Genomic DNA, 22,471 nt, shown 5'->3' on the forward strand with positions numbered 1-22,471 from the left:
GACAGGGAAAGCCGGTGAAATATTGGAATCAGGTTTCAAACGAAAGGTCTCCGCAAATGCTAAATTTAATGAGAATTATTATCATGATGATTCTCATTATGACGTCTTTCATTTTTCAGGTAAAGGGATGTAAATGAATATTGCTGAAAAGAGGTGAAATTGAAAAAACCTGAAGAAAAAACCGACAGAAGACCAAAAAAAGGGGCAGCCATGGCTGCCCCGCAGGGAAGATCTTATCAGATTACTTACGTAACGGTGCCGTGCGTGCCGGAGCATCACCCGCGATATAGTACGGCGCGGTGCTGCGTGGCAGTGGCTGACGACCACGAATGATGTCGGCCATCTTCTCACCGATCATGATGGTGGTGGCGTTCAGGTTACCTGTGACAATTTCGGGCATGATCGACGCATCGACAACACGCAGTCCCTCAAGCCCGTGGACCCGGCCTGCTGCATCAACCACTGCCATCTCATCGTTACCCATTTTACAGGTTCCGCAAGGGTGGTAAGCCGTTTCCGCATGGTTACGTACAAACTCATCCAGCTGTTCATCGCTCTGGCAGTCCATGCCCGGGCTCAGTTCTTTGCCGCGATATTTATCCAGCGCCGGCTGATTGATGATCTCACGGGTCAGGCGGATACAGTCACGAAATTCCTGCCAGTCCTGATCATGAGACATGTAGTTAAACAGAATCGACGGATGCTCATGGGGATCGCGTGATTTAAGCTGGACACGACCGCGGCTCGGAGAACGCATGGAACCGACATGACACTGGAAGCCGTGGGCTTCAATCGCATTGGTGCCGTTGTAGTTAATCGCCACCGGCAGAAAATGGTACTGGATGTTCGGCCAGGTAAACTCTTCGCGGCTGCGGATAAATCCGCCGGCCTCAAACTGGTTACTGGCACCGATGCCGGTACCGTTAAACATCCATTCAGCGCCAATCTTTGGCTGATTCCACCATTTCAGTGCCGGATACAAAGAAACCGGCTCTTTACATTCATATTGCAGATACATTTCCAGATGGTCCTGCAGATTTTCCCCGACCCCGGGTAAATCGTGAACCAGCGGAATATTGAATTTTTTCAGTAACTCTGCAGGGCCGACGCCGGAACGTTGCAGGATCTGCGGTGACGCGATGGCCCCGGCAGACAACAGCACTTCTTTGCGTGCGGTGGCCCGGACAGGGGTTTTATTGTCCCCCTGCAGATATTCCACGGCGATGGCCCGCTTACCTTCAAACAGAATACGGTCCGTCGTGGCGTGGGTCACAATGGTCAGATTACTGCGTTGTTTGGCCTGATCCAGGTATCCGCGCGCGGTACTGGAGCGGCGACCGTTTTTGGTCACGGTACGGTCCATCGGGCCGAAACCTTCCTGCTGGAAACCATTCAGATCATCCGTCCGCGGGTAACCTGCCTGCACACCGGCTTCAACCATGGCGTCGAATAACGGGTTTTTATCCGCTTTCGGGGTGGCGACACTGACCGGGCCTTCACCGCCGTGATAATCGTTCGGGCCGATATCGCGGGTTTCCGCTTTACGGTAGTAGGGCAGGCAGTCCGCATAGGTCCAGTTTTCCAGTCCCGGTGCTTTAGCCCAGTTTTCCAGGTCCATCGCATTACCGCGGATATAGCACATGCCGTTGATCAGGGAGGAGCCGCCGAGGCCTTTGCCGCGTCCGCACTCCATGCGGCGGTTATTCATATGCGGTTCCGGGTCAGTTTCATAGGCCCAGTTATAACGCTTACCCTGCAACGGGTAGGCCAGTGCCGCCGGCATCTGAGTGCGGAAATCGGCACGATAGTCAGGGCCGCCCGCTTCCAGCAGCAGCACCTTAACATTGCTGTCTTCGGTAAGGCGGGTAGCCAGTACGTTGCCGGCAGAACCGGCACCGATAACAATATAATCAAATTCCATCATCATTCCTCAGGCTGAGTGTTTAAAATACGGACTGGAAGGTTTCCAGTTCGACCTGAACAGATTTCACCCGGGTATAACTTTGCAGTGTCATTTGTCCGTTTTCGCGGCCAATCCCTGAATGTTTGTAGCCACCGACCGGCATTTCTGCCGGGGACTCTCCCCAGGTATTGATCCAGCAAATGCCGGCTTCCAGCTGGTGGATAATGCGATGAGCCCGGTTGATTGAAGGCGTGACGACGCCTGCCGCCAGACCAAAATCGGTATCATTAGCCCGGCGGATCACTTCTTCTTCGCTCTCATAGGTCAGAATAGACATCACCGGCCCGAAGATCTCTTCACGGACAATTTCCATATCATCTGTGCAATCGGTAAAGACGGTTGGGGCAACCCAGGCACCGTCGTCAAAGCCCGCTGAGGTCAGCGGTTCACCGCCGCACAGCAGGGTGGCACCATTCTCAACACCGGAACGGATGAAACGCAGCACATTATCGCGATGAGCAAAGCTGACCAGCGGTCCGAAGTTAGTATCCGGCTGTTGCGGATCACCGGCACGGATGCGGGCAACGCGGGTCAGGATCTTTTGTTCAAACTCTTTTTTCAGTGCCGACGGGATGAAGACACGGGTGCCGTTAGTACAGACCTGACCGGAGCTGTAAAAGTTAGCCATCATGGCAATATCGGCCGCCAGATCCAGGTCAGCATCATCACAAATCACCAGCGGTGATTTGCCGCCCAGTTCCATGGTGACTTCTTTCAGGGTAGAACCGGCAGAGTTCGCCATCACTTTACGGCCACTGACCACGCCTCCGGTAAAGGAGACTTTATCGATGCCAGAGTGTTCAGTCAGGGCCTGGCCGGTAACCGCTCCGGTACCCGGTAATACGTTGAAGACGCCATCCGGTACACCGGCTTCGGTATAGATTTCGGCCAGTTTCAGTGCGGTCAGCGGTGTGACTTCACTGGGTTTGAAGATCATGGCATTACCCGCAGCCAGCGCCGGGGCAGATTTCCAGAGGGCAATCTGGATCGGGTAGTTCCAGGCACCGATACCGGCGACCACACCCAGGGGTTCACGGCGGGTATAAGCAAAGGAGGTATCCCGCAGCGGGATTTGCTGGCCTTCAAGGGTAGTTGCCAGCCCGGCATAATATTCCAGCACATCCGCCCCGGTGACGATATCGACCGCCTGAGTTTCGCTCAGGGGTTTTCCGGTATCCAGTGTTTCCAGTACAGCCAGTTCGTCGTTGCGTTCACGCAACAGATCCACGGCTTTGCGCAGGATGCGCGAACGCTCGACGGCAGTCATGGCTGCCCAGATTTTCTGACCCCGGCGCGCGGCGGCCACTGCCAGATCCACATCCTGCTGGCCGGCTTCATGCACCGTGGCGAGAACTTCTCCATTGGCGGGGTTCACCGTCTGAAACGTCGAACCGCTCTGTGCGGGCACACTGGCCCCGTTGATGTACAGTAACTGTTCTGCGAATCGTGACATAGTTTATTCTCCGTCAGTTGATTTTCTGTCCGCCAGCTGCTGGCGGATGAATTGGGTGGTAAGCGCTTTCGCTGACGCCTTGTCGAAAGGTTTTCCGCTCAGCGCGGCGCGCAGCCATAACCCGTCAATAAGTGCTGATAATCCGTAACCGGCAATTCTGGCCTTGTCCCTGGGCAATTCACGGCGAAATTCAGCAATCAGTGTCGAAAGCAGCCGCTGGCTGCTGGCTATCTGTAACCGGTGCAGCATCGGCTGGTGCATACTGCTGGCCCAGAAATCAAGCCAGGCCTTCATTGCGGCACTGTGCAACTGTGTATCATCAAAGTTACCATCAACGATCGCCGACAGACGAACACTGGCATCGGCCGCCGGGAGTTGCTTCAACCGGCTCAGCACGGCAATCCGAAGCTGTGACGTGATATCACGCATCGTGGCTTCCAGCAGTCCGTTTTTATCCCCGAAATAGTGACTGATGATCCCTGTTGAAACACCGGCGCGTTTGGCTATCTGTGCAATAGTGGCGTAATGCAGCCCGACATCATTGATAGTTTCCAGTGTGGCATCGATAAGCTGACGCCGACGAATGGGTTGCATACCTACTTTAGGCATACCGCTGACTCCCCGAGACTTTGTTATGCAGTATTAAAACTTTTTTTGATTGGATGTTCAATATAAAAAAAGAAATTGTTATGATTAACCCCTCAGACTGCTATACGGTCAGGAGAAACGTCCTGACTTCAGAATAAATAACTGCTACAGGGAGTATTAGCAGAGACTATTGTCAGCCCGTAATGGCGGCATCCGGGGGTTATCCACGAACACCCACGGGCAAGCCTGCAGTTTTCACATCGCTTAGTAACCGGAGGTATTGAATGAACCACCCGCCCGCCGAAGGAAAAGACAGAATTAACCCGGTGGTGTTTTACACCTCCGCAGGATTAATTTTGCTGTTTTCGCTGATGACGTTCTTCTTCAGCGACACCTCAGCCAGGATAATTCAGTCGACAGTCAACTGGGTGTCCGCCACTTTTGGCTGGTATTACATGCTGGCCGCGACCCTGTATATCGTCTTCGTTCTGTTTATGGCAGGCTCACGCTTTGGTGCGATTAAACTTGGCCCCGAACACTCAAAACCGGAGTTCAGCTTACCGAGCTGGGCGGCCATGCTGTTTGCCGCAGGTATCGGTATTGACCTGATGTTTTTCTCGGTTGCCGAACCGGTCACCCAGTATATGCAACCCCCGGAAGGGTCGGGTCAGACACTGGAAGCCGCCAGACAAGCGATGGTCTGGACCTTATTCCATTACGGAGTGACCGGCTGGTCGATGTATGCCCTGATGGGAATAGCGCTGGGCTACTTCAGTTATCGCTATAACCTCCCTCTGACCATCCGTTCGGCCTTATACCCGATATTTGGTAAACGGGTAAACGGCCCTATCGGGCATACGGTAGATATCGCCGCCGTGGTGGGTACCATTTTTGGGATCGCGACCACGCTGGGAATTGGTGTGGTACAGCTGAATTACGGGTTGAATGTGTTATTTCACATCCCGGACAGCCTCAGTACTAAAGCCGCCCTGATCGTGCTCTCCGTGGTTATCGCGACCATTTCGGTCACCTCCGGGGTGGATAAAGGGATCCGGTTGCTCTCCGAACTTAATGTCCTGCTGGCGCTGGGCTTGATCCTCTTTGTTTTATTCTTCGGCAATACCGAATTTTTACTGAATGCGCTGGTGCTGAATGTCGGTGATTATATTAACCGCTTTATGGGTATGACGCTGAACACCTTTGCTTTTGATCGTCCGACCGAATGGATGAATAACTGGACCCTGTTTTTCTGGGCCTGGTGGGTGGCCTGGTCGCCGTTTGTCGGCCTGTTTCTGGCGCGTATCTCCCGTGGCCGTACCATCCGCGAGTTTGTGCTTGGCACCCTGATTATTCCGTTTGCCTTTACCCTGTTGTGGCTGTCGGTGTTCGGAAATGCTGCGCTCTACCAGATTATTCACGGTAACCTCAGCTTCGCCAACGATGTTATGCAGCATCCTGAGCGCGGTTTTTATAACCTGCTGGCACAATATCCGGCCTTTACCTTCAGTGCGTCGGTGGCCACCATTACCGGCCTGCTGTTTTATGTGACCTCTGCGGACTCGGGGGCGCTGGTGCTGGGGAACTTCACCTCGCGTCTGAAAGATATCAACAGTGATGCCCCTAACTGGATCCGTATCTTCTGGTCTATCGTTATTGGGGTACTGACGCTGGGAATGCTGATGGCTAACGGGATTTCGGCGCTGCAAAGTACCACCGTGATCATGGGGCTGCCGTTCAGTTTCGTCATTTTCTTTGTGATGGCGGGGCTGTATAAATCGCTGAAGGTTGAAGATTACCGTCGTGTCAGTGCCAGCCGTGATACCGCGCCTTATCTGGCAACGGCCCATGACCGCCGTAGCTGGAAAAAACGGCTTTCCCGGTTGATGAACTATCCGGGCACCGGGTATACCCGCGAAATGCTCGAGCAGACCTGCTGGCCGGCGATGCAGGAAGTGGCGAAAGAGCTCGAATTACGCGGTGCGAATGTGACCTCTGAAAACCTGCTGCCGGAAGGGGATGACGACCTGGGGCATCTTTCTCTGACCGTGAATCTGGGGGAAGAGCAGAACTTTGTTTATGAGATCTGGCCACAGAAGTATTCGATTCCCGGCTTCACCTATCGGGCACGCAGCGGCAAGTCCAGTTACTATCGCCTGGAAACTTTTTTGCTTGAAGGGAGCCAGGGCAATGATTTAATGGACTACAGTAAAGAGCAGGTGATCATTGATATCCTTGATCAATATGAACGCCATCTGAACTTTATTCATTTACACCGGGAAGCACCTGGAAATCATATCAATTTTCCGCACTTGTAAGGATGATTGACCCGGCAGGGGGAAGCCTCTGCCATTCTCTGCGGGGCCGGGGAACGGCCCCGGTCAGCATGTTTTTCCGGCGTTATCGCATCCTGTGAACTGCACTCAGGGAGATGTAATGCAAAAAATCCTCAATACCTTTCTGCCCCTGTACACCACCACACTTCTGATGCTGCTCGGCTCCGGCCTGCTGACAACCTATGTTTCATTGAGACTGGCCCACGAAAATGTGAGCGGTACGATGATTGGTCTGATCACCGCAGCAAACTATGTCGGGCTGGTGGTCGGCGGAAAGATTGGGCATAACCTGATTGCCCGTGTGGGACATATCCGTGCCTATGTCGCCTGTGCCGGGATTATTACCGCGTCAGTCATTGGTCACGGACTCAGTAGCTATATTCCGGTCTGGATTGTGCTGCGCTTTATCATCGGGTTATGCATGATGAGCCAGTATATGGTGCTGGAAAGCTGGCTCAATGATCAGGCAGAGTCTGATCAGCGTGGCGTTATTTTCGGTTTTTATATGGTGGCGACATACCTGGGGTTATCTGCAGGGCAGATTATCTTATCGCTGGAAACCGGCTTCGGTATGCTACCGTTATTGATCGTTGCCCTCTGTTTTGCCTTGTGTCTGGTACCGATTGCCTTAACCACACGAACAAAAGTGCAGCCCATGTCACCGGCTCCGCTGGAGCTGGGCTATTTTCTGAAGAAAATCCCGAAAATCCTGATCATTACCCTGGTCACCGGCATGGTGATCGGCGCGTTCTATGGCATGGCACCGGTCTACGCCAGCCAGATGGGGCTGTCCACCTCACAGATCGGTACCTTTATGGCTGCCACTATTTTTGCCGGACTGGTGACGCAGTTTCCGCTGAGCTGGTTATCCGACCGTTATGATCGCGGGCATCTGCTCTTTTTTATCGCGATTTTATTTCTGGTCGTCTCGCTCCCGCTGGCATTCATGAAACATCTGAGTTTTATCGCTATCCTCAGTATTTCTTTTGTGGTCAGTATGATGCAGTTTGCGTTATATCCGCTGGCGGTGGCGATGGCCAATGACCGGATTGTGGCTGAACGCCGTGTCTCTCTGACCGCATGTCTGCTGATGTCCTATGGTATCGGGGCCAGTATCGGGCCACTCCTCACCGGTGCGGTCATGCAGCCTCTGGGGGGCAATATGTTGTATCTGTTTTTTGCCCTCTGTGGCGTGGTGATTATCGGCCTGACCTGGTTCAGATCGCCGGTCCCGGTTGCGCTGCAGGAAAGCCAGGTTCCGCACGTCCCTCTGACCGATGGTCTGGTGAGTTCACCGCTGGCAGCGGCATTGAACCCGACGCTGGATGAAGAAGATATTCAGAACACGATGGTGACCACGCCGGAAGATGAGGCGGCAGAAACCGATACCGACCCGGCCGCGATGCCGGAAGAGGAGCATCAGCGTGAGCCCTGGCCCTGAGCGCGGGTATCCATGGCCTGACCGGCAACAGCCAGCGGAGCACGTCTCTGCGCCGGCTGCTGCCGGTTATTCGTCCGTCTGCTGATACCAGACTTTAAAATATTCAGGGAACTGTAGAGGATGACATACAGGCTGGCGGAGTACGTCCCTGTGCCGGCTGCTGCCGGTTATTTGTCCGTCTGCTGATACCAGACTTTAAAATATTCAGGAAACTGTAGAGGATGACATACAGGCTGGCGGAGTACGTCCCTGCGCCGGTCGGATCTGCTGACGGTTATTTGTCCGTCTGCTGATACCAGGCTTTAAAATATTTCAGGAAACTGTAGAGAGTGGCATACAGGCCGGTGGCGGCACCGACCTTGCCTTGCCGCCAGGCGCCACTCATCAGGTACCATTTGAAAAATGCCCCGATGGCGCTGATCACTCCGCGCAACAGTGAAGGCCGGATTTTCCGGAAACGGACCAGCCGGGTGGTGTAAGCATTCATTTTGCTGAACATTTCATGCAATGAGTAAAAGGTATCATGCCGCACATGGCCCGGGATTATCTGCGTCAGCACCGGGCCGGTGACTTCATCGTCGACCGGACGGTCATTAAACCGGGCAACGGTACGGTTAAACAGACGTACAGGATAGTCGGGGGAGGAGACCGGATAAATCGTCTGAACCTGTTCTCCCAGCACGTACCAGTAGCGTGAGATGCACCACGCCTGCTCCGGGGGTAAGGGGGCAGGTGAGTCTTTTAACCGGCGCAGGTAAGTGATAGTGGCTTCATCGAGGATCTCATCACTGTCCAGACAAAAAACCCAGTCATGCTCTGCCAGGGCGATCGCGTTATTCATCTGTTTACCGTGCATTTCATACGGGCAGTAGCGTGGCTCAATACCGTACTGACGGCAGACAGACAAGGTCTCATCATTGCTGCCGGAGTCGAGGACAATGACCTGATTGGCAAACTGAAAAACCGGGGCTAACACGGCCTCCAGGGTGCGTGCGGAATTATACGTCAGCAGACAGACGGTTATTTTTATCATAGGCGGTCTGACCAGGATCATCCTGTAAAAGAGTCGATTATAATTAACCGATGCGCCTTCTGATGGACTTTTGATGTGAACGTGCTGGTATTTCAGCAAAGTGTGATCCCGGCCGGAAGGGCAGGGGCACCGGGAAAGCAGCGGCAGGTCGTCTGCAAAGCATCGCAGAAGGTTTTCTTAATTTGTGAGCAACTTCTTTATAAATATTCATTTTAAATCAGCATTTGCCCGGCGTATGGTGTATCCATTCTCCCTGACATTGCAGTAAGGATTTCTTATGACTGATTATGCATTATCTCTGAACCCCACTACCGGTGAGGAAATTGCCCGTTATCCGTTTCAGGGGAGCGATGCCATCGAAAGCAGCCTGCAGCGCAGTACTACCGCTCTGAAAGAGTGGCGGGTCACTTCGATGGATGATCGTGTTGAAGTGTTACGCACCCTGGCGGTTCGTCTGCGTGAACGTTGTGATGAACTGGCGGAAATGATGACCCTGGAGATGGGTAAGCCGATCGCCCAGGCCCGTGCCGAGGTCAACAAATGTGCGCAGGTATGTGAATGGTATGCGGACAATGGCCCGGCCGTCCTGGCGGCACAGCCGACCCAGGTGGAAAATCAGCAAGCCTGGCAGGAGTTTCGTCCGCTGGGCGTGATCCTCGCGGTGATGCCGTGGAACTTCCCTTACTGGCAGGTGCTGCGCGGGGCCGCCGGGATGCTGCTGGCGGGGAATACTTATGTCCTGAAACATGCGCCGAACGTCATGGGATGTGCATCGTTACTGCAGGATGTGATGAATACCGTAGGCTTCCCGGAAGGGACATTCGAATTACTGAATGTGACCAATGAGGGCGTATCTTCACTGATCAAAGACCCGCGTGTTGCCGCCGTGGCCGTGACCGGCAGTGTCGGTGCGGGTGCAGCGATTGCCAGCCAGGCCGGTGCAGCACTGAAGAAAACGGTTCTGGAATTGGGCGGTTCCGACCCGTTTATCGTGCTGGCCGATGCGGATCTGGACGAAGCAGTAAAAGCGGCAGTAGCCGGTCGTTATCAGAATACCGGACAGGTCTGCATGGCCGCAAAACGCTTTATTATCGAAGCGCCGGTGGCGGCTGAATTTGAAGCCCGCTTCCTGGCGGCGTTACAGGCGCTGAAGATGGGCGACCCGCTGGATGAAGCGAACTACCTCGGTCCGATGGCGCGTTATGATCTGCGTGATGAACTGCACAATCAGGTCACTGAAACCCTGAAGCAGGGCGCGCGTCTGGTGTGCGGTGGTGAGAAGATTGAGGGCGCCGGTAACTATTATGCGCCGACGATTCTGGCCGATGTCACTGAGTCAATGACCGCGTTCCGCCAGGAGATCTTTGGTCCTGTCGCGGCCCTGATCACTGCAAAAGATGCCGACCATGCGCTGGAACTGGCTAACAATAGCGATTTCGGTCTGAGTGCGACCGTATGGACCGCGAATGAAGCCGTGGCGGATCACTTCGCGCTCACTCTGGAGACCGGCGCCGTCTTTATTAACGGTTATGGCGCTTCAGATCCGCGGGTAACCATCGGGGGTGTGAAGAAAAGCGGTTATGGCCGTGAGCTAAACCACTTCGGGCTGCATGAGTTCTGTAACATTCAGACGGTCTGGCGTAACCGCCGTTAATCTGAATCCTACCCTGTCTTAGCAGACAGGGTATTTTTTAGCTATCGCCCGGTGACAGAGGGCGCACGCGACAAAGTCCGGCATTGATCAGACATTGTCTCAGCAGATGAAACGCCGTGAAAATCTGCTGTTCATTAACACAGGCATATCCCAGCAGTAACCCGCGTTTTTTCTGACGTTGCATGTAATATTGCGATAATGGTCGCACGCTGACACCTTTACGCAGTGCGTCATGGGCAATGGCAACATCATCACTCTTATCCGGTAATCTCAGTACCAGATGCAGCCCTGCATCATGGTTATAGGGTGGCATAAAGGCTTCACCCAGGTACCGCTGGATAAGCCCCAGCAGAAACCGTCGCCGCTGACTGTAGAGCAGGCGCATCCGGCGGATATGGGCCGCATAATGGCCCTGGCTGATAAATTCCGATACCGCCCGCTGAATAATTAAATGTCCTCCGCGATATAACTCGGCCGCTGCCGTGCGCAGGGGTTGCTGCAGGTTTTTGGGGACCACCAGATAACCGATACGCAACGCGGGATAGAGCGTTTTACTGAAGGTCCCCATATAAAGTACCGGAGCATCTTCTTCCAGGCCCTGCAGCGAAGGATACGGGCTGCCTGAGAAGCGAAATTCGCTGTCATAATCGTCTTCAATTATCCAGAAACGATGGCGACGTGCCATCGCCAGCAGATGTTTCCGGCGACTCAGGCTCAGGTGAACCCCTAACGGATACTGGTGGGAGGGGGTGACAAACACCATTTTCGGGGCCGGATGGCGGGCGGTAATTTCGGGGATCATCCCTTCTTCATCGACCGGAACAGCATGCACATCCAGTCCGTTGATCCTCAACAGGTTACGGGTTCCCCAATAGCCAGGCTCTTCTATCCAGACCGGATCATTCTGGTCACAGAGTACCCTGGATACCAGGTCAACGGCCTGGTGGATCCCTTCGGTAATGATTATCTGATCGGCATCGGCCCGGATGGAACGGACAACCCGCAGATAATCCGCCAGCGCCTGACGCAGGTGCGGGCATCCGCCGCCATTACTGTAAATAAGCTGGTCGATTTCCGGTTGCTGGTGCAGTTTTGCCTGGATTTTACTCAGTGTTTTATGCGGGAACGCCGTCACATCCGGAGCGCCGGGCACAAAAGCCCCCCACTGATGCGGGGAGGCGGTGGCATAACCGAGCAGTGCGGCACCGCGTGACGAAAGGCTGGGCGGCTGGGTCTGCGCGGGATGAGGAGGCTCAGCGGATTGCGCACTGTTCAGGCAGAACTCAGGCAGGGTGCTGGCTACCCGTGTTCCGCTGCCGGTGCGGGAAGTGACATAACCTTCTGCCAGCAAGCTGTCATAGGCATTCATCACGGTGTTACGTGAAACGCCCAATTGTTTTGCTAAATCACGGGTCGATGGCAAGCGTGTTTCCGGCGGAAAGACACCGTCGATAATTGCCTGCTGTAAGACCCGCAGGACGCGCTGATGCAGTCTGCCATGCTGCTCAAACTGTAAACGCTCCAGAAGGTGGTCGGTGTAGAGTGTCCGCAATTGGCTCCCTCATTTTGATGATGAATGGCTCTGGAAACTACCTCAAATGGCAGGATAAATAAACGGAGTTTATTAATAAAAGTCCATCAGCCAGATTAACGAGGCAGGAACATCATGAGCGATTCTAAAAATACATTAAATCAACGCAAGCAAAATGCGCTGCCACGTGGCAATGCTGTCATGTGTGACTGGTATGCCAGCAAAGCCGAGAATGCCACACTCTGGGATACTGAAGGACGTGAAGTTATTGATTTTGCTGGTGGCATCGCGGTACTGAATACCGGGCACCGCCATCCGAAAGTCGTGGCGGCGGTCAAAGCACAGCTGGATAAATTCACGCATACGGCTTTCCAGATCGTGCCTTACGAAAGTTATATCTCTCTGGCGGAACGTATTAACCAGCGTGTTCCGGTGGAAGGCCCGGCTAAAACGGCTTTCTTCTCTACCGGTGCAGAAGCGGTAGAGAACGCGGTGAAGATTGCCCGCAGCTATACCGGCCGTCACGGCGTGGTCACCTTCGGTGGCGCGTTCCATGGTCGTACCATGATGACGATGGCGATGACCGGAAAAGTGTCTCCTTACAAACAGGATTTCGGGCCGATGGTTCCTTCCGTGTTCCACGGACGTTTCCCGGATGAAAAAGAAGTCACTGTTGAGCAGGCCCTGAACAGCCTGGACGATATCTTCCATTACGATATTGCGCCTCATAACGTGGCGGCTATCGTGCTGGAGCCAATACAGGGTGAGGGTGGTTTCCGTGTGGCGCCGAACGCCTTTATGACCGCGCTACGCGAACTGGCAGACAAACATGGCATCCTGCTGATTGCCGATGAGGTGCAAACCGGGTTTGCCCGTACCGGGACGCTGTTTGCGATGGAAAACTTCGATGTGAAACCTGACATTATCACCATGGCGAAAAGCCTGGCCGGTGGCTTCCCGCTGTCAGCCGTGGCTGGTCGCGCAGAAGTGATGGATGCCCCGAACCCGGGCGGTCTGGGGGGTACCTATGCCGGTAACCCGCTGTCGATTGCAGCAGCACATGCGGTACTGGATGCTATCGATGAAGAACAGCTGTGTCAGCGTTCAGTACAACTGGGCGGTGAGCTGGTGAGTTGTCTGCAGGAGCTGCAGGCCCGTTGTACGGCCATCAACGAAGTTCGTGGACTGGGCTCGATGGTGGCTGTGGAATTCCATCAGGCAGACGTTGCCCGTAAGGTGCAGGCGGCTGCCATGGAAGCCGGTTTATTACTGCTGACCTGTGGACAGAAAGGCAATGTTATCCGCTTCCTGTACCCTCTGACCATCCCGACGGAACAGTTCCGTCAGGGACTGACCATTCTGACCCGGGCACTGCAGGAAAACGCTGCCTGATCACGAGAGTTTCTCATGTGCTGTTCCGGAGACCGTTCCTCTCCGGACAGCCTGGTAAAGTACTTCCCGCTCAACCGCAGGTGACTGAATCTTCAGTCACTTAGCAAAAAAACTATTATGAGGGAAAACCATGAGCGTTACTTCTTCTGGTACTGATTCATTATCTCCGGGCCTGAAATCCCGTCATATCCGTATGCTCTCGATTGCCGGTGTGATCGGCGCGGGATTATTTGTCGGTTCCGGCCATGCGATTGCTGAAGCCGGACCCGCTGTTCTGATCGCCTATATTATCGCCGGCGGGCTGGTAGTCTTAATTATGCGTATGCTGGCGGAAATGGCCGTCAGTACCCCCGACTCCGGGTCGTTTTCCACTTATGCACAAAAAGCCCTGGGCCGCTGGGCCGGGTTTACCATCGGCTGGTTATACTGGTGGTTCTGGGTGCTGGTGATCCCGCTGGAAGCCAATGCCGCGGCGACCATACTTAACGCGTGGTTCCCGCAGGTGGCTATCTGGCAGTTCACGCTGGTGATCACCCTGCTACTGACGGCAAGTAACCTGTTCAGTGTGAAACATTACGGTGAATTTGAGTTCTGGCTGGCGCTGGTGAAAGTCGTTGCGATTGTGGCGTTCCTGGTGCTGGGATGTGTGGCTATCTTCGGTCTGATGCCAGGCAGTCAGGTCAGCGGTATGTCGCATTTATACGATACCGGCGGCTTTATGCCCCACGGCTTCGGTGCAGTGCTGGCGGCTATCCTGACCACCATGTTCTCTTTTATGGGCACCGAGATTGTCACGATTGCGGCGGCTGAATCTAAAAACCCGGGCCGTGAAATTTCACGGGCAACGAACTCCGTTATCTGGCGTATTTCTCTGTTCTACCTCTTATCTATCCTGTTTATTGTCTCTCTGGTGCCCTGGAATACCCCGGCACTGGCAAAAAACGGGTCTTATCAGACGGTGCTGGAACTGATGAATATTCCGCATGCCCGGCTGATTGTCGATATCGTGGTGCTGACCGCGGTATGTAGCTGTCTGAACTCTGCCCTTTATACCTCATCACGTATGCTCTATTCACTGGCCACCCGTAAAGATGCCCCTGCGGCAGCGGCGAAAACCAGTAACAGCGGAACACCGTGGGTGGCCGTATTGTCTTCCACCGCGGCCGCGTTCCTGGCGGTGTTTGCGAACTACTTTGCACCTGCAGAAGTGTTTGACTTCCTGCTGGCCAGCTCAGGCGCGATTGCCTTGCTGGTGTATCTGGTCATCTCCTGCTCGCATCTGGTGATGCGTAAACGTATGGAAGCACGGGGTGAGGTGCTGGATTACAGAATGTGGCTGTTCCCTGGCCTGACCTACGCGGTGATAGTGGTGATTGTGGGTATCCTCTGCTCAATGTTGTTTATGCCTGCCCACCGTAGTGAGATTATTGCGACCGGTATTCTGGCGTTACTCGTCGTACTGGCAGGGATGGTGATCCACCGTCGTCAGCGCAACAACCGCTCTGAACCATCATTGCAGGAAAACGGTATCTGATAGCCGTGACCTGTTATAAAGAGCTTCTCTGAAGAGCTGATAATCATAAAACCGCAGACAGAGTGACTGCGGTTTTTTTTGTCTGAACCGGGGCTGGCAGACCGCGAAGCTGTCCTGTAAGCGGCCTCCGTGTTCCCGGGGAGTGAGTGTTTATTCTGAGGTTATCGTAAGAGGTGGTCATGAAATTTACACAAGTCATAACCCGGTTACCGGCCCTGAATTGCGCGGAAGGGCAAACCACGGCGGATGACGGGCGGCCGGATAGCGGGAAAACCCGCCAGCAATTTTTCAGGTATATCGAAATTATGCTGGAACTGGGGATCCGGGTCACTATCCTGCCGGCAGAGCCAGATTTTCCGGATGCACACTTTGTGGAAGACCCGGCGGTGATCCTTCCTGAGCTTGCCATTATCACACATTCCGGGGTACTCAGCCGTCAGGGGGAAGGTGCATTGCTGGCACCTGAACTGGAGAAGTATCGCCCGCTGTATGTGATGAGTGATAAAGGGCAGCTTGATGGCGGGGATGTGTTACTGGCGGATAAACACTTTTTTATCGGGATGACCCGACGCACCAATATGGCCGGGCTTGATGAGTTTGCCACGGTGGTGGCGCCCTTAGGCTACCGGGTGACGCCGGTTGCGGTGGATTCCGGACTGCATCTGAAGAGTGTGGTGAATTATATTGGTCAGAATACGCTGCTGATGACGTCGGCGTATGAAGCTCTGCCCGCGTTTGCCGGGTTCCGGCGGCTGGTGATCCCCGATGATGAAGCCTATGCCGGGAATACCTTACTGATTAACGGCACCCTGGTGATGCCGGAGGGATATCCTGTCACCCGGGAAATCCTCCGTCAGGCAGGCATGCCTGTGGTGACCCTGGATACCAGTGAATTTAAAAGGATGGATGGCAGTTTGTCCTGTCTTTCGTTACGTTTCTGACCCCTCAGATTGCTGAGCCACTCAGGATCTCCTGTTTATCCTGCCGGACGTCGGGTCCGGCTTTTTTGTGATTACGCTCTGTTGCGCCCTTTAACCCCCTGCAGCCGAAGACTGAACCCGGCCCCCAACCCGACTCAGACCCCAATCCAACCCGACTCAGACCCCAATCCAACCCGACTCAGACCCCAATCCAATCCCGACTCAGACCCCGATCCAATCCCGACTCAGACCCCAATCCAATCCCGATTCAGACCCCGATCCGGACCCCGACTCAGATCCCAATCCAACCCGACTCAGACCCCAATCCAACCCCGACTCAGGCAAATACACAGGCCGAATCCGAACCCAACACACAACCCAAAACCCAAAACCCAAAACCCAAAACCCAAAACCCAAAACCCAAAACCCAAAACCCAAAACCCAAAAACCCAAAACCCAAAACCCAAAACCGGCTTTTATCCGGTATCGGTGCCTGAGACGGAGAGCCGCGACAGGGCGGCCGTCTGCGTTTTTCTTTCTCTGTCATCGGGCAGTCCCCGATGACAGAGAAAATCTGATAAGTATTTAGCTGGGCAGTCAGTATAAAAAAAATAATTTCTCTGCCGCCGGCCTCCGGTGATGATGGCCGTTATCAGACTGCGGGGTCATGGTTGCCGGATGCCGGTAACGGAAATGCAGCACGAGCATGACTAAGATATCCCCGCGCAGACATCACATACCGGTTAACGGGGGCAGACCGTGCCGGATCTCTCATCATGACCGAAGGAAGGATGTATCCTATGACAACACCGACCCATACCCGGATCCGAATGTTTAATACCAAAGAGACTTACCCGAACCAGTCTCTGGACAATGATTTATGTCAGGCCGTGCGTGCGGGCAATACCGTTTATGTCCGCGGTCAGGTCGGTACAGACTTTGAAGGGCGTCTGGTCGGGCTGGGCGATGCGCGTGCCCAGGCAGAGCAGGCGATGAAAAATGTGAAGCAGTTACTGGAAGAAGCGGGCAGCGAGTTGTCACATATTGTGAAAACGACGACCTATCTGATCGACCCCCGCTACCGCGAGCCGGTCTATCAGGAGGTCGGTAAGTGGCTGAAAGGTGTATTTCCGATCTCCACCGGACTGGTCGTTTCCGCGTTAGCGCAGCCACAATGGCTGATGGAAATTGATGTGATTGCAGTGATCCCTGATACACAATCCACTGAATAATCTGAGGAGCGACGATGACATTTTCTATAGCCGCCCGTTGTGCGGAGACCGGACAGCTCGGTATTGCAATCAGCTCATCCAGTATTGCGGTAGGTGCGCGCTGCCCCTGGCTGCGTGCCGGTGTGGGGGCCGTCTCCAGTCAGAACATCACCCTGCCGGCCCTCGGGCCACAGATCCTCGCCAGGCTTGAACAGGCCAGCCCGCCGGTACAGGCGATTAAAGAGGTTCTTTTTAGTCAGGGGTACAGCGAATACCGGCAGGTACTGGCGATTGATGCCGGGGGAAATACGGCTTTTTTCAGTGGCGAAAAAACGCTGGGGACCCACCGCGGTGTTGCCGGTAAAGACTGTGTGGCGGGCGGTAATATGCTCCGGACCCCGAAGGTTGTCGACGCGATGGTGAAGGCTTTCGAAGACGCCAGTGGATTGCTTGCCGAACGATTATTGGTCGCCCTGCAGGCGGGACTGGCGGAAGGGGGCGAAGCCGGCCCGGTGCACTCGGCGGCACTGAAAGTGGTGGGAGACCTGGTCTGGCCGGTGGTTGATCTTCGTGTCGACTGGGCAGATAACGATCCGATCGGTGAACTGCAACGGCTGTGGCGTAGCTATGAACCGCAAATGGACGACTATATTTTACGGGCTATCGATCCCTCATTAGCCCCGGGCTACGGAGTCCCCGGCGATGAACGTTAATGTCAAAGAGTGGCTCTCGCGGCTGATTGCCTTCGATACTACCAGCCGGGTGTCGAACCTGCAGTTGATTGAGGCGATAGCCGGGTATCTTTCTGAACTCGGGATAACCCATCAGCTGATCTATAACTCTGAACGCAGTAAAGCCAATTTATATGCGCGGATCGGGCCGGTGACTGCGGGCGGGGTGATGTTGTCCGGACATACCGACGTAGTCCCGGCCCAGGGACAAGTCTGGCAGATGCCTCCTTTTCAACTGACCGAGCAGCAGGGCAGGTATTACGGACGCGGCACTGCGGATATGAAAGGCTTTATCGCCTGTGTGCTGGCCGCTCTGCCGGATTTTCTGACCGCGCCACTGCATGTCCCGCTGCATCTGGCCTTCTCCTATGACGAAGAGGTTGGCTGTCTGGGGGTAAGAAGTCTGATCGATGCTATCAATGACCAGCCGTGTAAACCGGCGCTCTGTATTGTGGGGGAGCCGACCGGAATGCGCCCGGTATTCGGTCATAAAGGGAAAGCGGCCATGCGTTGTCATGTCCGGGGGCATGCCTGTCATTCTGCTTACGCCCCGGAAGGGGTCAATGCGGTGGAATATGCGGCCAGACTGATAAGCCATATGTGCACTCTGGCGGAGACGCTGAAGCAGCATCAGGACAGCCGTTTTTCTCCGCCCTTCAGCACCTTACATACCGGAGTGATCTGCGGCGGGAATGCCCTCAACATCGTCCCTGCAGAATGCAGTTTTGATTTTGAATTACGTCATCTCCCCGACAGTTCCCCGCAGGCTACGCTGGATGCGATCACCGGCTTCGCCAGACAGCAGTTGATACCGCAGATGAAACAGACTGAGGAGACGTGCGATATCCGTTTTACCCGGCTGAGCGAGTATCCGGGCCTGTGTACGGACGTTGAATCCGTGGCGGCGCGGCAGATTATGGCCTGGAGCGGCGTCAGTGACGCCGGTACGGTGCCCTATGGCACAGAGGGTGGATTATTCCATGAAGCAGGCATACCGACCCTGGTCTGTGGCCCGGGAAATATGGATCAGGGTCATAAGCCCGATGAATACGTGGCCATCGATCAACTGGATCAGTGCAGCGCGATGCTGCAGAACCTTTGCCAGTGGATGCAGTCGTCAGACTGATCCCCGGCGGGATCGTTTTCAGGCGTCCTCAGCCAGCATTTCTTTACAGAAATCAACAAATAATCGAGCCGGTTTGGTCAGCTGTGTCCGGGTCAGCCAGGCGGCAGAAAGACCCGAGCCTTCCACTTCTTCGCTGATTTCAAGCGTGACCAGCGGCTTACCATCATAACTGAACGGGCTGTGCGGACAGGTTACCAGTAAGGCGAACCCGAACCCGTGACCGACCATACCGCGCACCATTTCGATGGAGGGCGAGCTGAACACAATGTTAGGGGTTAGATCGGCCTGCGTGAACAGATCGACGAAATAGTTACGGCTTGGCTGTACATCGAGCAGGATCATTGGTTCGGAGGCGAGATCTTTCAGCGATACCGATTGCTGTTGAGAAAAACGGTGGCCTGCCGGCAATAAGACATAGGGCCTGGAAGGAGGCATCAGAGGCTCGGTGGTAATACTCTTATCCAGCTCATGTTTATACAATAACGCCAGATCGAAACTGCCGGCAGTCAGTCCCTGCACCAGTTCATGCTGTTCGCCATCCCGCAGGATAAACTCGACCCCCGGATAGCGTTGTTTGAAACCGGCAATCAGTTTAGGCAGGATCAGCGGGGCAACGGTTTCAAAACAGCCAATATCAATCTGTCCCGCAACAATATCGTTATCGGCCAGCGCGTTTTGTTCAAACTCATGGGCCATACGCAGGAGTTTCTGGGCCTTACGATAAAAGCGTGCACCGGACGGCGTCAGTGAGACTCCCTGCGCATGGTGTCGGATAAAGAGTTGTACCCCGAAGCTGTCTTCCAGTCCTTTAATCGCCGTGGAAATGGAAGGCTGCGCGATATACAGCTTACGTGAGGCTTCTGCCACACTGCCGCATTCCACCGTGGTAATAAAATACTTCAGTTGGCGCAGCGTATAGTTAGCCATTAGTTCTCTCCGGTCATAGCCATTTCCTATGATCAAGCAATTAACATGCCATTAATTCCCTTGTTATTGTGTGGTTTTTGGGTGGGCATGGTCCCGGATAACATCGTTGCCGGTGAGTTATTTTTTTACCGTCCGGGGTCAACGACCGCGGTTAGTTTTTTTAGTGTCAGGGCCAACATATTTAATAATTTTCAGCGATGCCAAAAGCCCTGAGGATGGAGGTGAAGGAGATCCTCTCCGTTCCTCAGTATCTGCCGCTGTGGTTTCGCAGCCCTCGTGCGAATACTGACGTCAAAGCAGAATAAAGGGCGCGCATATGACGTTTGACTGGAGTTATTTATTCAGCCTGTTCAAAGATACGGATTTCTGGTGGGCCACCTGGACCGTGATCCGGCTGAGTCTGTTAGCCTGGGCTATCAGTATGGTACTGGGCTTCGGGCTGGCACTGGCTAAGCAGTCCGCAAAGCCCGTTCTGCGTTTTCTGGCAAATCTTTATATCTGGTTCTTTCGCAGCCTGCCATTGCTGGTGTTACTGATTTTTGTCTACAACATGCCACAGGCCATTCCGTCCACGTCGGGGGTACTGAGTAATCCGTTTTACGCCGGGCTGATCGCGCTGGTACTGAGTGAAACGGCCTATATGGCAGAAATTCACCGCAGCGGCCTGTTGTCGATAAACAAAGGGCAGTACGAGGCCGGAAGGGCGCTGGGGCTGGCCTATGGCGGTATCCAGTGGAAGATCATTATTCCGCAGGCGGTACGCGTCGCTCTGCCCGGGCTTGCCAACGAATATATTTCTATCGTCAAACTGACCTCCCTGGTCTCTATAGTTTCTCTGACGGAGATTCTGCTGGTGGGACAGCGCCTGTATTCAGAAAACTTTCTGGTCATGGAAACGATGACGGCGGTCGCTTTCTACTACATTCTGGTCGTGACCGTGTTTGATTTTTTGCTGAAACAGCTGGAGAAATATCTGGATGTTACGCGCAAAAAAGGACGACAGGTCCCTTCGCAATGGCTGGAACTGGCGCAGACCCCCGTCGCGGTAGTCAGCCCTGCCGCAACGCGGGGAGAGGTTCCGGCGCTGTCAGCGCGGCGATTACATAAAGCGTATAACAACGTCGAAGTCCTCGGTGCGGTAGATCTGAGTGTCAATGCCGGTGAGGTGGTCTCGGTGATCGGGCCTTCCGGGTCCGGGAAAACTACATTGATTCGTTTGCTCAATGGTCTGGAAAAACTGGACCAGGGGGAAGTGAAAATGAACGGTGAATCCTTTATTCATCTGAAGCAGTCTGGCGCATCGTTACCGGTATTTACCGAAAATACGGCCTTGCGATTAAATATCGGGATGGTATTTCAGAGCTTTAATTTATTTCCCCACCTGACGGTGATGGACAACTTACTACTGGCACCGCAGTATCACCATATCGGTGATAAGGCCTCACGGTTGCACCATGCCTGTGCATTGCTGCAGAAAGTGGGCATGCTGGAACATGCCTGCAAATATCCTCACCAGTTGTCAGGCGGCCAGCAGCAACGAGTGGCTATCGCCCGGGCGTTGATGATGCGGCCACAGATTATGCTGTTCGACGAACCCACATCGGCGCTGGACCCGGAGAAAGTTAATGAAGTCCTCGGCGTGATTGAGAGCCTGGCCCAGGAAGGGATCACCATGGTCATCGTCACCCATGAAATGAACTTTGCCTTCGGGGTATCTGACCGGATTGTCTTTATGGAAAAAGGGCGGGTTGTCGTAGATGAAGCCCCCGGACTGCTACGGCAGGGCAGCAATGCAAGGGTCGCAGATTTTCTGAAAGACGTCACGCTGGCCGGATGATCTCCGAGACAACGTGGGGTATCTGATAGCGTCCGGCACCACCTCTGAGAGAGCGAGAAAAGTATGTCGTTAACACCTGAGCAGCAATTACGTATTGATCTGGCGGCCGTCTTCCGGCTTTCGGCTCAACTGGATATGCATGAAGCCGTCGCCAACCATTTCAGTGCAGCCGTGTCTGAAGACGGTAAAAAATTTCTGATTAACCCGAAATGGGTACATTTTTCGCGACTCCGGGCCAGCGATTTACTGCTGCTGGATGCCGATAACCCGGAAGACGGCCTGCGGGACGATGTGGATCCTACCGCCTGGGCGATCCACGGGCAGATCCATCAGCAGTTACCGGAGGTGCGGGTGGTTCTGCATCTGCATCCGGTGTATACCACCGCCATATCCTGCCTGGCGGATCCGGTGATCCCCCCCATCGATCAGAACACGGCACGCTATTTCCGGCGGGTGGCGGTCGATACGTTATATGGCGGCATGGCGGATACGGAATCGGAAGGCAAACGACTTTCTGCCTTGCTGCAGGGCAAACAACGACTGCTGATGGGAAACCACGGTGTGATGGTGACTTCAGGGAATGTGGGAGAAGCCTTCGATGATATTTATACCCTGGAGCGTGCCTGCCGGATCCTGACCACCGCCTGGTCCACCGGTCAGCCGCTGAAAGTGCTTTCCGATGAAGTCGCTGAAAAAACAGCTCAGGACTGGGAGAAAATTACCGACTTTTCCCGCCGGCATTTCGAGGAAATGAAGCTGTTATTGATGAAAAGCGATCCCTCATTTATGGAGTAGTC

The 22,471-nt window shown here is 54.2% G+C and carries 17 protein-coding genes; 11 read left to right on the forward strand and 6 right to left on the reverse strand.

The window, feature by feature from the left end; all coding sequences use genetic code 11:
- Positions 1 to 241: 241 nt before the first annotated feature.
- The 3 genes from betA to betI are packed head-to-tail and all read right to left on the reverse strand — an operon-like array spanning position 242 to position 4,025.
- Positions 242 to 1,921: a choline dehydrogenase gene (gene betA, locus ABD035_RS01170; RefSeq protein WP_343867013.1), complete on the reverse strand. Its 1,680-nt coding sequence runs from the start codon at positions 1,919 to 1,921 to the stop codon at positions 242 to 244.
- Positions 1,922 to 1,943: 22 nt separating this feature from the next.
- On the reverse strand, positions 1,944 to 3,416 hold the full coding sequence (gene betB, locus ABD035_RS01175) for a betaine-aldehyde dehydrogenase (protein WP_343867015.1): 1,473 nt from the start codon (positions 3,414 to 3,416) through the stop codon (positions 1,944 to 1,946).
- Positions 3,417 to 3,419: 3 nt separating this feature from the next.
- Positions 3,420 to 4,025, reverse strand: a complete 606-nt coding sequence (gene betI / locus ABD035_RS01180) for a transcriptional regulator BetI (RefSeq protein WP_212713149.1) — start codon at positions 4,023 to 4,025, stop codon at positions 3,420 to 3,422.
- Between the two features lie 263 nt (positions 4,026 to 4,288).
- Between betI and ABD035_RS01185 the strand changes: the two genes are divergently transcribed.
- Both ABD035_RS01185 and ABD035_RS01190 read left to right on the forward strand, forming a co-directional pair.
- Positions 4,289 to 6,319: a choline transporter gene (locus tag ABD035_RS01185; protein WP_343867017.1), complete on the forward strand. Its 2,031-nt coding sequence runs from the start codon at positions 4,289 to 4,291 to the stop codon at positions 6,317 to 6,319.
- Positions 6,320 to 6,437: 118 nt separating this feature from the next.
- Positions 6,438 to 7,778, forward strand: a complete 1,341-nt coding sequence (locus ABD035_RS01190; protein ID WP_343867019.1) for an MFS transporter — start codon at positions 6,438 to 6,440, stop codon at positions 7,776 to 7,778.
- A 274-nt stretch (positions 7,779 to 8,052) separates the two neighbouring features.
- On the opposite strand, the gene ABD035_RS01195 is transcribed toward ABD035_RS01190, so the two are convergent.
- The gene (locus ABD035_RS01195) at positions 8,053 to 8,811 is read right to left on the reverse strand and encodes a glycosyltransferase family 2 protein (RefSeq protein ID WP_343867021.1); all 759 of its coding nucleotides are present in this window, start codon (positions 8,809 to 8,811) and stop codon (positions 8,053 to 8,055) included.
- Between the two features lie 277 nt (positions 8,812 to 9,088).
- Here ABD035_RS01195 and ABD035_RS01200 point away from each other — a divergent pair, with 277 nt between their 5' ends.
- Positions 9,089 to 10,465: an aldehyde dehydrogenase family protein gene (locus ABD035_RS01200; RefSeq protein WP_343867023.1), complete on the forward strand. Its 1,377-nt coding sequence runs from the start codon at positions 9,089 to 9,091 to the stop codon at positions 10,463 to 10,465.
- Between the two features lie 37 nt (positions 10,466 to 10,502).
- Here ABD035_RS01200 and pdxR read toward each other — a convergent pair whose 3' ends face one another.
- Complete coding sequence (pdxR, locus tag ABD035_RS01205; protein ID WP_212713144.1) at positions 10,503 to 12,017, reverse strand: MocR-like pyridoxine biosynthesis transcription factor PdxR; 1,515 nt, start codon at positions 12,015 to 12,017, stop codon at positions 10,503 to 10,505.
- 114 nt (positions 12,018 to 12,131) lie between these two features.
- On the opposite strand from pdxR, the gene gabT reads away from it, so the two are divergent.
- The 6 genes from gabT (at position 12,132) to argE (ending at position 18,910) form a co-directional block, all read left to right on the forward strand.
- Positions 12,132 to 13,388 (forward strand): 4-aminobutyrate--2-oxoglutarate transaminase, encoded by a 1,257-nt coding sequence (gene gabT / locus ABD035_RS01210; protein WP_343867027.1) that lies wholly within the window; start codon positions 12,132 to 12,134, stop codon positions 13,386 to 13,388.
- Between the two features lie 130 nt (positions 13,389 to 13,518).
- Positions 13,519 to 14,922, forward strand: a complete 1,404-nt coding sequence (gabP, locus tag ABD035_RS01215; protein WP_212713142.1) for a GABA permease — start codon at positions 13,519 to 13,521, stop codon at positions 14,920 to 14,922.
- A 179-nt stretch (positions 14,923 to 15,101) separates the two neighbouring features.
- Positions 15,102 to 15,863, forward strand: coding sequence for a dimethylarginine dimethylaminohydrolase family protein (locus ABD035_RS01220; protein WP_343867030.1), 762 nt, complete (start codon positions 15,102 to 15,104; stop codon positions 15,861 to 15,863).
- 779 nt (positions 15,864 to 16,642) lie between these two features.
- On the forward strand, positions 16,643 to 17,074 hold the full coding sequence (locus ABD035_RS01225) for a RidA family protein (protein WP_212713140.1): 432 nt from the start codon (positions 16,643 to 16,645) through the stop codon (positions 17,072 to 17,074).
- Positions 17,075 to 17,088: 14 nt separating this feature from the next.
- On the forward strand, positions 17,089 to 17,766 hold the full coding sequence (locus ABD035_RS01230) for a DUF1028 domain-containing protein (protein WP_212713139.1): 678 nt from the start codon (positions 17,089 to 17,091) through the stop codon (positions 17,764 to 17,766).
- Positions 17,756 to 18,910 (forward strand): acetylornithine deacetylase, encoded by a 1,155-nt coding sequence (argE, locus tag ABD035_RS01235; RefSeq protein WP_343867033.1) that lies wholly within the window; start codon positions 17,756 to 17,758, stop codon positions 18,908 to 18,910. Before ABD035_RS01230 ends, argE begins: the two co-directional genes overlap by 11 nt.
- An 18-nt stretch (positions 18,911 to 18,928) precedes the next feature.
- Here the strand turns inward: argE and ABD035_RS01240 are convergent, their stop codons facing one another.
- On the reverse strand, positions 18,929 to 19,837 hold the full coding sequence (locus ABD035_RS01240) for a LysR family transcriptional regulator (RefSeq protein ID WP_212713137.1): 909 nt from the start codon (positions 19,835 to 19,837) through the stop codon (positions 18,929 to 18,931).
- Between the two features lie 316 nt (positions 19,838 to 20,153).
- Here ABD035_RS01240 and ABD035_RS01245 point away from each other — a divergent pair, with 316 nt between their 5' ends.
- The gene (locus ABD035_RS01245; protein ID WP_212713136.1) at positions 20,154 to 21,674 is read left to right on the forward strand and encodes an amino acid ABC transporter permease/ATP-binding protein; all 1,521 of its coding nucleotides are present in this window, start codon (positions 20,154 to 20,156) and stop codon (positions 21,672 to 21,674) included.
- A 63-nt stretch (positions 21,675 to 21,737) separates the two neighbouring features.
- Positions 21,738 to 22,469: a class II aldolase and adducin N-terminal domain-containing protein gene (locus ABD035_RS01250; RefSeq protein WP_212713135.1), complete on the forward strand. Its 732-nt coding sequence runs from the start codon at positions 21,738 to 21,740 to the stop codon at positions 22,467 to 22,469.
- The last annotated feature ends 2 nt before the right edge of the window (positions 22,470 to 22,471 follow it).

The organism is Tatumella terrea, from assembly GCF_039523755.1.
Lineage (GTDB): Bacteria > Pseudomonadota > Gammaproteobacteria > Enterobacterales > Enterobacteriaceae > Tatumella > Tatumella terrea.

Coding starts and splice junctions, on each gene's coding strand:
- betA (WP_343867013.1), bottom strand. CDS start 1,921: ATGGAATTTGATTATATTGTTATCGGTGCCGGTTCTGCCGGCAACGTA.
- betB (WP_343867015.1), bottom strand. CDS start 3,416: ATGTCACGATTCGCAGAACAGTTACTGTACATCAACGGGGCCAGTGTG.
- betI (WP_212713149.1), bottom strand. CDS start 4,025: ATGCCTAAAGTAGGTATGCAACCCATTCGTCGGCGTCAGCTTATCGAT.
- ABD035_RS01185 (WP_343867017.1), top strand. CDS start 4,289: ATGAACCACCCGCCCGCCGAAGGAAAAGACAGAATTAACCCGGTGGTG.
- ABD035_RS01190 (WP_343867019.1), top strand. CDS start 6,438: ATGCAAAAAATCCTCAATACCTTTCTGCCCCTGTACACCACCACACTT.
- ABD035_RS01195 (WP_343867021.1), bottom strand. CDS start 8,811: ATGATAAAAATAACCGTCTGTCTGCTGACGTATAATTCCGCACGCACC.
- ABD035_RS01200 (WP_343867023.1), top strand. CDS start 9,089: ATGACTGATTATGCATTATCTCTGAACCCCACTACCGGTGAGGAAATT.
- gabT (WP_343867027.1), top strand. CDS start 12,132: ATGAGCGATTCTAAAAATACATTAAATCAACGCAAGCAAAATGCGCTG.
- gabP (WP_212713142.1), top strand. CDS start 13,519: ATGAGCGTTACTTCTTCTGGTACTGATTCATTATCTCCGGGCCTGAAA.
- ABD035_RS01220 (WP_343867030.1), top strand. CDS start 15,102: ATGAAATTTACACAAGTCATAACCCGGTTACCGGCCCTGAATTGCGCG.
- ABD035_RS01225 (WP_212713140.1), top strand. CDS start 16,643: ATGACAACACCGACCCATACCCGGATCCGAATGTTTAATACCAAAGAG.
- ABD035_RS01230 (WP_212713139.1), top strand. CDS start 17,089: ATGACATTTTCTATAGCCGCCCGTTGTGCGGAGACCGGACAGCTCGGT.
- argE (WP_343867033.1), top strand. CDS start 17,756: ATGAACGTTAATGTCAAAGAGTGGCTCTCGCGGCTGATTGCCTTCGAT.
- ABD035_RS01240 (WP_212713137.1), bottom strand. CDS start 19,837: ATGGCTAACTATACGCTGCGCCAACTGAAGTATTTTATTACCACGGTG.
- ABD035_RS01245 (WP_212713136.1), top strand. CDS start 20,154: ATGACGTTTGACTGGAGTTATTTATTCAGCCTGTTCAAAGATACGGAT.
- ABD035_RS01250 (WP_212713135.1), top strand. CDS start 21,738: ATGTCGTTAACACCTGAGCAGCAATTACGTATTGATCTGGCGGCCGTC.